The sequence below is a fragment of the Citrobacter sp. wls613 genome (assembly GCF_005281195.1).
Taxonomy (GTDB): Bacteria; Pseudomonadota; Gammaproteobacteria; order Enterobacterales; family Enterobacteriaceae; genus Citrobacter; species Citrobacter gillenii.
The window spans coordinates 399313-413613 of record NZ_SZXN01000056.1 but is presented as its reverse complement, the minus strand read 5'-3'; the positions used below and the strand labels follow the sequence as shown (position 1 = coordinate 413613).

11 protein-coding genes are annotated in these 14301 nt (G+C 52.0%); 9 read left to right on the top strand and 2 right to left on the bottom strand.

The window, feature by feature from the left end:
* Nucleotides 1-9: 9 nt before the first annotated feature.
* On the bottom strand, nt 10-1137 hold the full coding sequence (gene torC, locus FDX01_RS12030; protein ID WP_137399832.1) for a pentaheme c-type cytochrome TorC: 1128 nt from the start codon (nt 1135-1137) through the stop codon (nt 10-12).
* A 165-nt stretch (nt 1138-1302) separates the two neighbouring features.
* Between torC and FDX01_RS12025 the strand changes: the two genes are divergently transcribed.
* The gene (locus FDX01_RS12025; protein WP_137399831.1) at nt 1303-2775 is read left to right on the top strand and encodes a PLP-dependent aminotransferase family protein; all 1473 of its coding nucleotides are present in this window, start codon (nt 1303-1305) and stop codon (nt 2773-2775) included.
* A 46-nt stretch (nt 2776-2821) separates the two neighbouring features.
* Here the strand turns inward: FDX01_RS12025 and uxuA are convergent, their stop codons facing one another.
* Nucleotides 2822-4012, bottom strand: coding sequence for a mannonate dehydratase (gene uxuA / locus FDX01_RS12020; protein WP_137399830.1), 1191 nt, complete (start codon nt 4010-4012; stop codon nt 2822-2824).
* Between the two features lie 202 nt (nt 4013-4214).
* On the opposite strand from uxuA, the gene FDX01_RS12015 reads away from it, so the two are divergent.
* The 8 genes from FDX01_RS12015 to FDX01_RS11980 all read left to right on the top strand — a co-directional run bounded on the left by FDX01_RS12015 (nt 4215) and on the right by FDX01_RS11980 (nt 14300).
* Nucleotides 4215-5681: a mannitol dehydrogenase family protein gene (locus FDX01_RS12015; RefSeq protein ID WP_137399829.1), complete on the top strand. Its 1467-nt coding sequence runs from the start codon at nt 4215-4217 to the stop codon at nt 5679-5681.
* Between the two features lie 119 nt (nt 5682-5800).
* Nucleotides 5801-6787 (top strand): GTP-binding protein, encoded by a 987-nt coding sequence (locus FDX01_RS12010; protein ID WP_137399828.1) that lies wholly within the window; start codon nt 5801-5803, stop codon nt 6785-6787.
* Between the two features lie 33 nt (nt 6788-6820).
* Nucleotides 6821-7534: a phosphatase PAP2 family protein gene (locus FDX01_RS12005; RefSeq protein ID WP_115258012.1), complete on the top strand. Its 714-nt coding sequence runs from the start codon at nt 6821-6823 to the stop codon at nt 7532-7534.
* Nucleotides 7535-7947: 413 nt separating this feature from the next.
* A complete protein-coding gene (mepS, locus tag FDX01_RS12000; protein ID WP_096756458.1) occupies nt 7948-8517 on the top strand; it encodes a bifunctional murein DD-endopeptidase/murein LD-carboxypeptidase in 570 nt (189 codons plus the stop codon).
* A 182-nt stretch (nt 8518-8699) separates the two neighbouring features.
* Nucleotides 8700-10262, top strand: coding sequence for a cyclic di-GMP phosphodiesterase (locus FDX01_RS11995; RefSeq protein ID WP_135911720.1), 1563 nt, complete (start codon nt 8700-8702; stop codon nt 10260-10262).
* Nucleotides 10263-10368: 106 nt separating this feature from the next.
* Nucleotides 10369-12180: an extracellular solute-binding protein gene (locus FDX01_RS11990; RefSeq protein WP_249360957.1), complete on the top strand. Its 1812-nt coding sequence runs from the start codon at nt 10369-10371 to the stop codon at nt 12178-12180.
* The gene (locus tag FDX01_RS11985; protein ID WP_115258009.1) at nt 12181-13275 is read left to right on the top strand and encodes a microcin C ABC transporter permease YejB; all 1095 of its coding nucleotides are present in this window, start codon (nt 12181-12183) and stop codon (nt 13273-13275) included.
* Nucleotides 13275-14300, top strand: coding sequence for an ABC transporter permease (locus FDX01_RS11980; protein ID WP_137399826.1), 1026 nt, complete (start codon nt 13275-13277; stop codon nt 14298-14300). The genes FDX01_RS11985 and FDX01_RS11980 overlap by 1 nt, the downstream gene beginning before the upstream one ends.
* Nucleotide 14301 lies beyond the last annotated feature (1 nt).

Sequence of the window (14301 nt, the reverse complement as noted above, 5' to 3'; positions counted from 1 at the left end):
TCCTCTTTATTATTGGGGGGCAGGCACATCGCTGGCGTGCGTCTGGAGGTATTTCAACAGCGTGCGTTCTTCCACCGGATTAAGCCGGTAATAGGTCGACATCGCTTTCAGTCCGGCAATCCAGCCATTGGCGGTATAACGGATGGTCGGCGGTGTGCTGTGGCAGGCGCTGCAGGTGGATTGCAGCATTTGTTCCGAGTATTCCCACACCGGTGCAATACTGGTGATAAGTCCCTGCGCGGAGGTCCATGCGGTCACGCTCACTTGCTGCCACTGCTGGTGCGAATCTGGGTCAACCTGGGTTTGCAGAATTTTTACGTTTGCCATCAGGGAATCATCAAGCACCGCGGAGAAAACGCGTTTGCCCATAAACTGCGTGATCACCCGCCCACGGCCTTTGCTTTCGCGCCACCCCGTCACTTCCAACTGGACATTACTGCCCTCTTTTTTCAGCACTCTGACTTCGGTGGCCGGAAAAAGTAGCGCTTTACCGGCGGGGCTCCCAGCCGTTGCCGTCAGGGCTTTCTCGCCTAACGAAAACAGCGTGGTCGCCTCCGACGGCGTCTCTCCCTGGCGTTGGAGTTGCTTAAACCGATCGCGAAAGCCGCTACTCATATCAGGCTTGTGATGGGCAATACCTTTGTGACAGTCAATGCAGTTGCTGTCTTTCGCCGCCGCTGCGGTCATTTGTGCCGCTGCATTCGTCGATTGCTTGCCGTGATCCATCGCCTCATAGCTATGGCAGGATTTACAGGCCGCTGAATTATTGGCGCTCATTCGCGCCCATTCCCGCTGAGCAAGTTCTGCCCGCTTGGCGGTAAACTTTTCAGACGTATCAATCGACGGGGAAATAAACGTATGGTAGAGATCGTTCAAGGCTTCCGTTTTGCGCAGAAGCGTCGGAACGATGCCTGGTGGAATATGGCAATCCTTACACTCGGCACGCACGCCGGAGGCATTGCGAAAATGTATGCTGGTCTGATATTCCTCCCCCACCGTACGCATCGAATGGCACGACAAACAAAACTCGGTGCTACTGGTGTAATGCACGCCTTGCCACGTTCCCCAAATGGCAAAGGCCATGGCAACGGCTCCACCAAATGCCCACCATAGCGCGTTCTTTCTCATCCACGACATATTTGGCTCCCTTATTTTAATAGCGACACGCTAAGGGATATTAAAAAAGAGAATAGAGACACCGGCAGCAGAGTATAGGAACAGCGTTCACTCTATGAGGCGAGTCAAAATAGTTAAAAATGGAAACTCGTAATATGCGGCTATCGTTTTAATAAGGAATTTCTCATGCTGGCACTGTTTCTCAACAGAGAAAGCCGTACATCGCTGCAACTGCAGATCTTTCAATTTTATTTTCAGGCTATTCAGCGGGGGAATTTGCTGTGCGGGGACAAACTTCCTTCTATCCGCGAGCAGGCGCAGGCGCTGAACGTGGCCAAAATCACAGTCGTTATGGCGTATGAAAAATTGATGGCGGCAGGGTTGATTAAGAGCCGACAGGGTATTGGCTATGAAGTGATCTTTACTACACCAGTACGTACACCCGCAGCACACATACCGTTAGCCCAGGGTTCACCGCCGGTAAAGCCTGAGCCTGCAGGCGTTTCCACCGATGTTTACGGTGAGATGGGACGGGATTTTTATTGCCGGATGGGCGTCCCCGACCCCAATGCCTTTCCCTGGTCAAGCTGGCGAAAATGGAATAATGCTCCCAGCGTACTAAAAGAGCAATTGTTTACCCGATATCATTCACCAAATGGATTATTTTCATTGCGTGAGCAAATGGTCAGATACCTTAATCTATCCCGGGGAATTAATACTCGCGCAGAAAACATCATTATTACCAACGGAATTCAGGAAGGGTTATCACTGCTCAGCCAAATATTTATTATTCATCACGCGGCAAGTCAGGAGAAAAAGTGTCATATTGTGACCGAATCCCCTTGTTATTCTGGAGCCTGGCATCTGTTTAATTACTACGGTGCCGACATTACGCCTATCGCGGTGGATAATCAGGGACTGTGCACGGATAAATTACCCGAATATGCAACCCAACTTTGTTACGTGACGCCCGCACATCAGTATCCGATGGGGAGCGTGCTTTCACTGGAGCGGCGTCTGTCGTTGCTGACCTGGGCGCAGCGTGTCGGGGCGTACATTATCGAAGATGATTATGATGCCGTTTTTACGTACGGCGAAAATCCCCTCCCCGCGCTGAAAGCCATGGATTATCACGATCGGGTTATCTATATGGGGACATTCTCAAAAACGCTGGGGCCGGGTGCGCGTCTTGGCTATCTCATTTGCCCGGATGAACTGCTCCCGGCAGTGCAGAATATGAAAGCGTTAAACAACAACGGCAGCCAGTGGTTATTGCAGCAGTTTCTCGCTGAGTTAATGCAAAATCAGGTTTTTTATACCCACCTCGGCAAACTGGCCTGCAGCTACGCGTCCCGGCTCGCGCTTCTCCGGGACGGTCTTTCTGCGCTGTTCCCCGACGGAAAAATTGACGGCGCAACGGCGGGCCTGCATCTCTCGTTACACATCGATCGCTCGCCCGACGTCATCGCCTTGCTGCAACAGCGCTGCCTGCAGGCAGGTGTTCGCTTTGATACGTTACAGGACATTGAAAATGGTTCAGAAGAAATCTGGCGCAAGGAGAACAACGCCGGGGTGATGTTTTTCGGTTTTGGCGGGTTGCAGTTACCGCAGATCAATAAAGTGCTGAGAGTGCTGGAGCAGGCGTTAATTCAGCCCTGAAGGCAGAACAGGGATCGAGCGACTCGCCCAATCCCTGTTGAGGCCATTACAGCAGATCGCGGAACTGCGTTTGTTTCAGCGCCAGCTCAACGCCACGAACTTCTGCCAGCCCTTTCAGACGACCAATTGCGGAGTAACCCGGATTGGTTTTCTTGTGCAGATCGTCCAGCATCTGATGCCCGTGATCCGGACGCATTGGGATAGGACGCAGATCGCCCACCTTCTTACGACGCTGTTCTTCACGCAGGATCGCCGCCACCACAGAGACCATATCTACGTCGCCCTGCAGGTGAGCACCTTCATGGAAGGTTTTCGGGTTATCTTCACGGCAGGTCGAACGCAAATGCGTAAAGTGAATACGATCGCCAAAGGTTTCAATCATTTTCACCAGATCGTTATCCGCCCGTACACCGTAAGAACCGGTACACATGGTGAAGCCGTTATAGATGCTGTCTACTGTTTCTTTCAACCACTGCATATCTTCAATGGTGGAAACAATACGCGGCAGGCCGAGGATCGGGCGCGGCGGATCGTCAGGATGCACGGCCAGGCGCACGCCTGCTTCTTCAGCTACCGGCACAATTGCGCGCAGGAATACGGCCATATTATTACGCAGATCGTCTTTGCTGATACCGTCATACTCCGCCAGGCGCGCGCGAAACTTGTCCAGCGTATAACCTTCTTCTGCACCCGGCAGACCGGCGATAATATTGCGAGTCAGCTTCTCTACATCGGCTTCGCTCATGGCATTGAAATAGTCCAGAGCCTGACGCTGTTCTTCTGCGGTGTAATCCGCTTCCGCACCGGGGCGCTGCAGGATATGCAGCTCAAAGGCCGCAAAAGCAATTTGATCGAAGCGCAGGGCTTTAGAACCGTCCGGGAGCTGATATTCAAGGTCAGTGCGCGTCCAGTCGAGGATCGGCATGAAGTTATAGCACACGGTATCAATGCCGCAGGTCGCCAGATTACGGATACTCTGCTGATAATTGGCGATCCACGTTTGATACTGTCCAGACTGGGTTTTGATGTCTTCGTGAACGGGAATGCTTTCCACCACCGACCAGGTCAGCCCCTTTTCAGCCAAAATAGCCTGTCGCTTTTGAATCTCTTCTACCGGCCACACTTCACCATTAGGAATGTGGTGCAAGGCGGTCACAACACCGGTTGCGCCAGCCTGACGCACATCATCAAGCGATACCGGATCGTTAGGTCCGTACCAACGCCAGGTTTGTTCCATTGCTTCACCTCACAAGTTGTTATACCAAATTAAGTTAGCTGCATGACGACTACCATACAGGCATCGGGTGGATGATCAACTGAACGCCGATGATTGATTGATCCAGCTCACATTCCCCGGATAAATAAGGCACACCAATTTAACTTGCTGTCATATAACTTTATACTGCCATTGTTAATTAATGGTTAATCAGGTGTATTTAATGAAGACAATTGCCTCGGCTTCACTCCCCAAAAATGTACAGATGCCACAGTACGATCGCCAACGCTTAACCTCGCGGATCGTACATTTTGGTTTCGGTGCTTTTCACCGTGCTCATCAAGCATTGTTGACCGATCGCGTACTCAATACGCAGGGAGGAAACTGGGGAATTTGTGAGATCAGCTTGTTCAGCGGCGATCGGCTGATGAGCCAGCTTCGTGAGCAGGATCATCTGTATACCGTGTTAGAAAAAGGTGCCGACGGCAATCAACCGATAGTGATAGGTGCCGTTAACGAATGCCTGAACGCCACGCTGGATTCGCTGGCGGCCATTATTGAAAAATTCTGTGAACCGCAGGTGGCGATTGTGTCGTTAACCATCACGGAAAAAGGCTACTGTATTGATCCGTCCACCGGGTCGCTTGATGTCACAAACCCACGCATTATTCATGATTTGCAGTCGCCGGATGAACCGCACTCAGCGCCGGGCATTATCGTCGAAGCCCTGCATCGCCGACGCGAACGCGGATTACCGCCGTTTACTGTACTCTCGTGCGATAACATCCCGGACAACGGGCATGTGGTGAAAAACGCGATCCTGGGCATGGCGCAAAAACGTTCGCCTGAGCTGGCGACGTGGATACAACAGCAGGTCAGTTTTCCGGGCACCATGGTCGACAGAATTGTCCCTGCAGCAACCGACGAATCGCTGGAAGAAATTGCCCAAGCGCTGGGCATCGCTGACCCCTGTGGCATCAGCTGTGAGCCGTTTATCCAGTGGGTGATTGAAGACAATTTTGTCGCCGGCCGCCCGCAGTGGGAAACCGCCGGTGTCCAGATGGTTGATGACGTGCTGCCGTGGGAACAGATGAAACTGCGGATGCTAAACGGCAGTCACTCATTTCTGGCCTATCTTGGCTATCTGGCCGGGTTTCAGCACATCAGCGATTGCATGCAGGACAACGCCTTTCGTGAAGCGGCTTACCGTCTGATGATGACGGAGCAGGCCCCCACGCTGCACATCACTAACGTCGATCTAAATCAGTATGCCGAAAGCCTGCTGCAACGTTTTGCCAATCCCGCACTGAAGCATAAGACATGGCAAATCGCGATGGACGGCAGCCAAAAATTGCCGCAAAGAATGCTGGAAGGGATCCGCGTACATTTATCACGGCAAAGCGACTGGCCTCTGCTGGCACTGGGCGTTGCGGGCTGGATGCGCTACGTGAGCGGCATCGATGATGCGGGTGCAGCCATTGATGTGCGCGATCCGTTGCGTGATAAGATCCGCGCGCTTGTCGAGCACAGTTCCCTATCAGAGCGCGTCAGCGCACTGCTTTCCCTGCGCGAGATTTTTGCCCCCGATCTGGTGCAAAATCCGCAATTCGTCGAAGCTATCGAGCAGGCCTGGCAGAATATTGCGCAATATGGCGCGCATCAGGCCGTCATGCAGACGTTAAAAAATTAACAATTTCTGCCATTCAGCGGGACGAAGCACGCCTTCGTCCTCTCTGCCCTTCTCTTTTTATCCTTTTTTCGCCAGGATTGTTGAACGCTATAACAGCATTTGATGATTCTGGAGCCAACGTGACCAAAACCAACCTCATTACCGGTTTTCTCGGCAGCGGTAAAACCACCTCTATTCTTCATTTACTCGCCAACAAAGATCCCGCTGAGAAGTGGGCTGTGCTGGTCAATGAGTTTGGCGAAGTCGGTATTGACGGCGCGCTGTTGGCCGACAGCGGCGCACTGCTAAAAGAGATCCCCGGAGGATGCATGTGTTGTGTTAACGGTTTGCCGATGCAGGTAGGCCTTAATACGTTACTGCGTCAGGGCAAACCTGACCGGTTATTGATCGAACCTACCGGCCTCGGGCATCCAAAACAGATTTTGGATTTACTCACCGCCCCGGTTTACGAACCGTGGATCGATCTGCGCGCGACACTCTGTATCCTTGACCCTCGCCTGCTGCTGGATGAAAAAAGCGTCGCCAATGAGAATTTCCGCGACCAGCTGGCCGCCGCTGACGTTATCGTCGCCAACAAAACCGATCGCGCTACGGCTGAAAGTGAACATGCCTTGCAAACCTGGTGGCAGCACTACGGCGGTCACCGTCAGTTGGTTCATGCCGACCATGGACACATTGACACGCAGTTACTGGATTTACCGCGTCTGAATCTGGCAGAGCTTCCCACAAGTGCGGCACACACCCACCAGCATGCCGACAAAAAAGGGCTGGCGGCACTGAGCCTGCCGGCACAGCAGCGCTGGCGTCGTAGTCTCAACAGCGGTCAGGGGCATCAGGCCTGCGGCTGGATTTTCGATGCGGACACCGTGTTCGATACCATCGGCCTGCTGGAATGGTCGCGTCTCGCGCCGGTAGGTCGCGTAAAAGGCGTCATGCGAATCAAGGAAGGATTGGTACGCATCAACCGTCAGGGTGATGACTGGCACATTGAGACCCAAAACGTCGCACCTCCGGACAGCCGTATTGAACTCATCTCGGACACCGAGACTGACTGGAACGCGTTACAGGGTGCATTGTTGAAGCTTCGTTTAGACGCTAACGCGTAAGGTTGCCTGCGATTTTGGCAATGGTGAACGACGATGAAAACCCGATACCCTTTTATTCTCCTGCTTAATATCGCAGGTCTGGCGCTGTTTCTGTCCTGGTATATTCCAGCCGGACATGGGTTCTGGTATTCCATCGATTTTGGTGTTTTCCATTTTTTCAACCAAAAACTGGTCGACAGCCCAATGTTCCTGTGGGTTGTCGCAATCACCAACAACCGCGCGTTTGACGGCTGCTCGCTGCTGGCAATGGGTGCCCTGATGCTGAGTTTTTGGCGCAAAGAAACCCCGGACGGTCGCCGCCGTATCATCGCAATTGGTCTGGTGATGCTGCTCACGGCGGTGGTATTAAATCAGTTAGGCCAGGCGCTTATTCCGGTTAAACGCGCCAGTCCAACGCTGATGCTGGATAATATTCATCGTGTCAGCGAGCTGCTGCATATTTCAACCAAAGATGCGTCAAGAGACAGCTTCCCGGGCGATCACGGCATGATGCTGCTTATTTTTTCCGCATTTATGCTGCGGTATTTCGGAAAAGTCGCAGGATTAATCGGCCTTATTATCGCTGTGGTTTTTGCCTTTCCTCGCGTAATGATTGGTGCTCACTGGCTTACTGATATCGTGGTCGGTTCGATGACCGTCGTTTTGATTGGCCTGCCCTGGTGGCTAATGACACCATTAAGCGACCGTTTGGTCACCCTGTTCACGAATTATCTCCCAGGTAAAAACAAACATTTTTTAAACAAATAACGCAGAGTAATTAACATCATCAGGGATACTTCTGATTCCCTGATGATATCTGACGATAATATCTCTTGCTGACTGTCATTCTCTTGTCATCTTATTCCTGTTGAAAATGAATGAATTGCGTGTTTTTCAGCCTAATTGTTCTTAATTTAGCCAATGCCGTTTATTCACTTTCTGTATCAATTTTTCTTATAAGAAATCACGTAAAATCACTCGCAATGACTGTGGCGATCGGGTAATCTCGAACTCGTTTTGCCTCGCGAGATAATTATTCTCTTTACGAATAAATTTGTGCGTTCTACCACAGATTTGACCATAAAGAATTGTCTCATCGTGCGTAGGTAATTAGTCTCGTCACGTTTGGCATTTTTTATAACGATATTTATCGTTAAGGACTTCAAGGGAAAACAAACAACATGGTCAAATCTCAACCGATTTTGAGATATATCTTGCGGGGCATACCCGCGATAGCAGTTGCGGTTCTGCTTTCTGCATGTAGCACAACGAACACCGCCAAGAATATGCATTCTGAGACGCATGCTGTGGGCAATGGAGATAACTCTTCACTGCAAGCCTCTCAGGATGAATTTGAAAGTATGGTACGTAATATCGATGTTAAATCTCGTATTATGGACCAATACGCTGACTGGAAAGGCGTGCGTTACCGCCTTGGCGGCAGCACTAAGAAAGGGATTGATTGTTCAAGTTTTGTACAGCGTACATTCCGTGAACAATTTGGTTTAGAGCTTCCTCGCTCAACCTACGAACAACAGGAAACGGGTAAATCCGTTTCGCGCACCAATCTGCGCACCGGCGATCTGGTTCTGTTCCGTGCGGGCTCTACGGGCCGTCACGTCGGTATTTATATCGGTAACAACCAGTTTGTACATGCCTCGACCAGCAGCGGCGTTGTTATTTCCAGTATGAACGAGCCTTACTGGAAAAAGCGTTACAACGAAGCCCGCCGGGTTCTGAGTCGCAGTTAATTCGTTTGGCAGCTATCCCTTGGCTATCCTGATGAGACAAATCAAAAGCACTGCTTAGGCGGTGCTTTTTGCTTTTCTTTTACACAACAGAAAAATCTCACGATAAGCGTCAATCCAGGCTATAGTCTTACAAATTAAGCGGTTTAATAATAAGCAGTTACTGCAGGTAAACATAAAGAACTATGTTCAAACGTGCCTCTTCTTCCGGTCGGAAAATCCTGATCACCTGTATTTTAACGGGGCTCGTCGTCGCCTTACTCGTCAGCACACTGCAATTTTTCGTCTCGTGGCACAAACGAGAAGTGAAGTACGACACGCTGCTCTCCGATATACAGAATTACGTCAAAAGTTACTTCTCAGAACTCAAAACGACCACCGATGAACTACAACCCCTGGTCACTGACAGTTGCCAACAAGTTGCCACGAAACTAACCTCCAGTGCGGCCTTTAGCCTGAACGTACGGGCTTTTTTGCTGGTAAAAGACAGCATCGCATTTTGCTCTTCCGCAACGGGCCCCATGAACACCCCCATCCAGGAGCTGATGCCGTCGATTAATATCAACCACGATATCGATGTGGCCCTGCTCCCGGGTACGCCGATGGTGCCTGACAAACCCGCAATAATGATTTGGTATCGTCATCCTGCCTTGCCAAATAGCGGCGTATTTAGTTCACTGAACATCAATCTGGCCCCCTATCTTCTCTATACCGCCCGGCAAGATGATTTTGACGGTATTGCTATTATCGTGGGCAAGACGGCTATTTCGACATTTTCAGCTCACCTGATACCCGTCTCCGATCTTCCTGATGCCTCAACCCCACGACAGGCGACGATTGACGGCCTGCCGGTGACCGTTCGATTGTACGCAGAAGAGTGGACGTATAACGATATCTGGTATTCCCTCATGCTGGGATGCATGGCTGGGATTATGGCGGCCCTGCTTGTCTGGTACTACATCTACACCCTCCGTTTACGGCCCGGGAAAGATATTCTGAACGCCATCAAGCACAATCAGTTTTATGTGGTCTACCAACCGGTCATGGAGATGCAAACGCTGGAGGTAAAAGGCGTAGAAGTCTTATTACGCTGGCGTCATCCAACGACGGGCGAGATCCCACCTGATGCCTTTATTCATTACGCCGAATCGCAGCAAATGATTGTGCCACTCACGCAGCATCTCTTTAAGCTGGTGGCCAGCGATGCCCCTGCCCTGCAAAAAGTACTCCCCAAGGGCGCAAAATTGGGGATCAACATCGCGCCTTCACATTTGCATGGTGAGAGTTTCAAAGCAGATATTCAGGAACTGAGCGCCTCGTTACCCGCCAACTATTTTCAGGTGGTACTGGAAATCACCGAACGCGATATGCTCGATCAGCACGAAGCCACGAAAATTTTTGAATGGCTGCATGCTGCCGGGCTCGAAATTGCCATTGATGATTTCGGCACCGGCCATAGTGCCCTTATCTATCTGGAACGTTTTACGGTCGATTACCTGAAGATTGACCGTGGATTTATCAATGCCATTGGTACCGAGACGCTGACGTCGCCGGTATTGGATGCCGTGTTGACACTCTCCAGACGCCTCAATATGCTGACGGTTGCTGAAGGCGTAGAAACGCAGGAGCAGGCCCGGTGGCTGCGCGATCGCGGCGTGCATTTCTTCCAGGGTTACTGGGTCAGCCGTCCGTTAAAGCTGGCTGATTTCGTACGCTGGATGGCGAAGCCAGATATGCCAAAGTGGTGATCGCACAGTGCGATTCGTCGATACACTACGCTTGCCGGAACCTCCCCGAGGCTCGGACATGAGGTCCATCGGCAGGTGGACAAGAAAAGGAAAACCCGTGCATAGGATTGTTCGCGTACTGCTGCTATTTTTCACCGTTATAGGTTTTAGCGCTCAGGCTCAGTCCATCAAAGAAAGCTATGCATTTTCCGTACTGGGCGAACCCAAGTATGCGTTCAATTTTACCCACTTCGACTATGTGAATCCCGCTGCCCCCAAAGGGGGGAAAATCACGCTCTCGTCCATCGGCACCTTCGATAATTTCAACCGCTACTCGATGCGAGGGAATCCCGGCGCCCGGACTGAATCACTTTACGATGCGCTGTTTACCACTTCCGATGATGAACCCGGTAGCTATTACCCGCTCATTGCCGACAGAGCCCGCTACGCGGACGACTATTCCTGGGTTGAAATCGCCATTAACCCGCGCGCGCGTTTTCACGATGGGTCGCCGATCACCGCCCGCGACGTTGCCTTTACCTTCCACAAATTTATGACCGAAGGCGTGCCGCAGTTTCGTCTGGTATACAAAGGGACCACCGTTAAAGCGATCGCCCCGTTAACCGTGCGAATTGAGTTAGCCAAACCGGGTAAAGAAGACATGCTCAGCCTGTTTTCATTACCGGTGATGCCTGAGAAATACTGGAAAGATCACAAGCTCAGCGACCCGTTATCCTCCCCACCCCTTGCCAGCGGACCTTACCGCATCACCCAATGGAAAATGGGGCAGTATATCGTCTACTCACGGGTCAAAGATTACTGGGCCGCTGACCTGCCGGTTAATCGTGGGCGCTGGAATTTTGATACCCTCCGCTACGACTATTACCTTGATGACAACGTGGCCTTTGAAGCATTTAAAGCCGGTGCATTTGACCTGCGTCTTGAGAACGATGCCAAAAACTGGGCAACACGTTATACCGGTAAGAACTTCACAAAACAGTACATCGTCAAAGCCGAACAAAAAAACGAGTCGGCGCAGGATACGCGCTGGTTAGCGTTTAACATCCAGCGTCCGGTGTTCAGCGACCGCCGTGTTCGTGAGGCGATCGCATTGGCCTTTGATTTTGAATGGATGAATAAGGCGTTGTTTTATAATGCCTGGAGCAGGACGACCAGCTATTTCCAGAACACCGAATATGCCGCCAAAAATTATCCCGACGCGGATGAACTGGTGCTACTTGCGCCGATGAAAAACGATCTGCCTCCCGAGGTCTTCAGCCAAATCTATCAGCCACCCACATCAAAAGGCGACGGTTACGATCGTGAAAACCTGCTGAAGGCCAGTGCACTCCTGGACAAGGCCGGATGGGTATTGAAAGGGCAGCAGCGGGTCAACATCACCAGCGGCAAAGCGCTGACTTTTGAGCTGTTGCTCCCGGCAGGCAGTAACAGCCAATGGGTATTGCCGTTCCAGCATAACCTGCAGCGGCTGGGCATTACGATGAATATCCGCCAGGTCGATAACTCACAAATCACCAACCGCCTGCGCAGCCGCGACTATGACATGATGCCAAGGCTGTATCGTGCGATGCCGTGGCCCAGCTCGGATCTGCAAATTCTGTGGGCTTCCGAATATATTGATTCCAGCTATAACGCTCCCGGCGTGCAAAGCCCGGTCATTGATAAGCTGATTAGCCAGATCATTGCGGCGCAAGGTAATAAAGCAAAACTTATCCCGCTGGGACGCGCACTGGACCGCGTGTTAACCTGGAATTATTACATGTTGCCGATGTGGTTTATGGCCGAAGATCGGCTGGCATGGTGGGACAAATTTTCGCAGCCAGCCGTTCGCCCGATTTACACCATCGGCGTGGACAACTGGTGGTATGACGTCAACAAAGCGGCCAAACTTCCCGCTGCCAGACGACAGGGAGAATAAATGGGCGCATATCTGATTCGACGTCTGCTGCTGGTGATCCCGACGCTCTGGGCCATCATTACCATCAACTTTTTTATCGTGCAGATTGCCCCAGGCGGCCCGGTCGAGCAGGCCGTCGCCGCCATTGAATTCGGGCAAAGTGGCGCACTGCCGGGCGCCGGTAGTGAGGGTGTGCGTGCCAGCCACGCGCAAACCGGCGTCGGGAACATCAGCGACAGCAATTATCGTGGTGGTCGCGGCCTGGATCCGGAAGTGATTGCTGAAATCACCCGCCGTTACGGATTCGATAAACCGATTCACGAACGTTATTTCAACATGCTCTGGAACTATATCCGCTTCGATTTTGGCGACAGCCTGTTTCGCAGCGCCTCGGTCCTGACATTAATCAAAGACAGCCTGCCCGTCTCCGTCACGCTGGGATTATGGAGTACGCTGATTATCTATCTGGTGTCGATTCCGCTGGGGATCCGCAAAGCGGTGTACAACGGCAGCCGCTTTGACGTGTGGAGCAGCGCATTCATTATTATCGGCTACGCCATCCCCGCATTCCTATTTGCAATTTTATTGATCGTTTTCTTTGCCGGCGGCAGCTATTACGACCTTTTCCCGCTACGCGGTCTGGTTTCCGCCAATTTTGACGCTCTGCCCTGGTATCAAAAAATCACCGATTATCTGTGGCATATCACCCTGCCGGTGGTGGCAACGGTGGTGGGTGGATTTGCCGCACTGACGATGCTAACCAAAAACTCCTTTCTGGATGAGGTTCGCAAACAGTATGTCGTCACCGCGCGCGCTAAAGGCGTTAGCGAGAAAAACATTCTGCGCAAACACGTCTTTCGTAACGCCATGCTGTTAGTGATAGCCGGTTTCCCAGCCACCTTCATCAGTATGTTTTTCACCGGCTCACTGTTGATTGAAGTCATGTTCTCGCTGAACGGTCTGGGATTACTGGGCTATGAATCAACCGTGTCACGCGACTATCCGGTGATGTTTGGTACGCTTTATATCTTCACGCTGATCGGCCTGCTGCTCAATATCCTCAGTGATATTAGCTATACGCTGGTCGATCCGCGTATTGATTTCGAGGGACGCTAATGTCGCGCTTAAGCCCCGTCAATCAGGCCCGCTGGGCGCGTTTTCGCCACAATCGCCGTGGCTACTGGTCGCTGTGGATTTTTCTGCTGCTGTTCGGCTTAAGCCTGTGTTCCGAGCTGATTGCCAATGATAAGCCACTGCTGGTGCGCTATGACGGCAGCTGGTACTTTCCACTGGTCAAAAACTACAGTGAAAGCGATTTCGGCGGCCCGTTAGCCACCAAAGCAGATTATCAGGATCCGTGGCTGCAGCAGCGTCTGGAAAGCCAGGGATGGATCCTGTGGGCACCCGTGCGCTTTGGCGCCACCAGCATTAACTTTGCCACCGACCCCCCCTTCCCTTCCCCGCCGTCCGCACAAAACTGGCTGGGCACCGATGCCAACGGCGGCGACGTACTGGCACGCATCCTCTATGGGACCCGCATTTCCATCCTGTTTGGTTTGATGTTAACCCTGTGTTCCAGCGTCATGGGCGTGATGGCCGGTGCGCTGCAGGGCTATTACGGCGGAAAGGTGGACCTGTGGGGGCAACGCTTCATTGAAGTCTGGTCCGGGATGCCGACGCTATTTTTGATAATCCTGCTCTCCAGCGTCGTCCAACCCAACTTCTGGTGGCTATTGGCCATTACGGTCGTGTTTGGCTGGATGAGCCTGGTCGGCGTGGTACGCGCAGAGTTTTTACGCACGCGAAACTTTGATTACATCCGCGCCGCACAGGCGCTCGGCGTGAGCGATCGCAGCATTATCCTGCGCCACATGCTGCCGAATGCGATGGTCGCCACGCTGACTTTTTTGCCGTTTATTTTATGTAGCTCAATTACCACACTGACCTCGCTGGATTTTCTGGGGTTCGGCTTACCGCTCGGCTCCCCGTCGCTCGGAGAACTGCTGTTGCAGGGAAAAAACAACTTACAGGCACCGTGGCTTGGGATCACCGCGTTCGTGTCGGTAGCCCTGTTGTTATCGCTGCTGATCTTTATTGGTGAAGCGGTACGCGACGCATTTGATCCCAACAAGGCGGTATAAG